Origin of the sequence: Streptomyces sp. LS1784, from assembly GCF_020103755.1 — a bacterium.
Classification (GTDB): domain Bacteria; phylum Actinomycetota; class Actinomycetes; order Streptomycetales; family Streptomycetaceae; genus Kitasatospora.
Genome location: NZ_JAHSQD010001044.1, coordinates 1 through 1,413 on the forward strand (window position 1 = coordinate 1; position 1,413 = coordinate 1,413).

Genomic DNA, 1,413 nt, shown 5'->3' on the forward strand with positions numbered 1-1,413 from the left:
GGCGCTCGCGCTCTGGCGCGGACCGCTGCTCGCGGACGTCGCCGACGAGGCGCTGCGCGGGCGGCTCGGCCGCCGGCTGGTCGAGCTGCGGCTGTCCGCCCTGGAGCAGCGGGCCGAGATCCTGCTCGCCATGGGCCGGCACGAGCAGGTGCTCGCCGATCTGGCCGCACCCTCGGCCGGGGCGCCCGGCACCGCCGGGTCGCCCTCCGACGAGAACTCCGCGTCCGCCGGGGCTTCGGGCGGCTTTCCCGCCGACGACCTCCTGTCCCGCGAGCGTCTCGTCCTCGCCCTGATGACCGCCCTCTACCGGGCCGGCCGGCAGGCCGAGGCGCTCGCCCTCTACCGCCGCACCCGACGCGTGCTGGTGGACGGCCTCGGGGTCGAGCCCGGCGCCGAACTCGCCGCCCTGCACGACCGCATCCTGCGGGCCGACCCCCGGCTGGACCGACCCGCGGCGCCGCTGTACGCGGTGCGGGTCGGTGAGCAGTGGCTGCCGTGGAGCGCGGGCGGCCATCCGGCGCTGGAGTTCTGCAACACCTATGCAGGCTGGGGTGCCGCGCCGACCGTCGCGCCGAGCCCCGGGTCGGACTGGCTGCGCGGCTACCCCACGCTCGCGGTCTGGGCAGGCCATCACGACCTCGCCGACGAAGGGGTCGTCGAGGCGCTGCTCCGCCGGGCGGCGGAGCGGCCCGAGGAGTCGGCCGCCGTGCTCGCCGACGCCCGTGTGTTCCGGTCGGCCCTCTACGCGTGCCTGACCGACCCGCAGGACGGCGCCGCCTTCGGCGCGGTGGCGGCGGTGGTGCAGGAGGCCGGCCGATCGGCGGTCTTCACCCGGGGTGAGGACGGCCTGGCGTACTGGCGACTGCCACCGGCGTCCGGCCTGCGGCTGCCGCTGTACGCAGCCGCCCGGGCGGCTGCCGAACTGCTCGCCGACCCGCGCCGGTTCACCGTCCGCCGCTGCCCCAGCAGTGGCTGCGGCTGGCTCTTCCTGGATGCGAGCGGCCGGCGGCGCTGGTGCAGCCTGGCGACCTGTGGGACCCGCCAGGCCTCCTGAGTCGCGGTCCGGCCTCCTGCCCCGCCCGTGCCTCCGCGCGCCCCTTTCCCCGACCTTCCCCATGCCTTGACGAACCCATGACACTGGCGGACCATCATGCTGGCGCGCGCCTCACCTCCTCCACCGTTCCGCCCCCACGGACCCCCACAGGAGGACAGTCATGCGACTGCCCCGCCGAGGGAAGCCCGCCGCGGCCACCGCCGTCCTGCTGGCCCTCGCCCTCGCCACCCCGCTCACCGCCCAGGCAGCCTCCCCTGACCGCCCGTCGGCGCCCGCGTCCGCCACCGCGGACACTGCCGCCGAAACCGCGCGGCAGTACCGGCTCGACGGCCCCCGCACCGGCGCCGACCGCACCGCCG

1 protein-coding gene and 1 pseudogene are annotated in these 1,413 nt (G+C 77.3%); both read left to right on the forward strand.

From position 1 onward, the window contains the following. On the forward strand, window positions 1–1,054 hold a 1,054-nt coding region (locus tag KS423_RS45465), incomplete at its 5' end, for a BTAD domain-containing putative transcriptional regulator (RefSeq protein WP_224285512.1). Between the two features lie 160 nt (window positions 1,055–1,214). Further along, window positions 1,215–1,413, forward strand: a pseudogene (locus KS423_RS45470) (zinc carboxypeptidase); the annotation flags it as partial.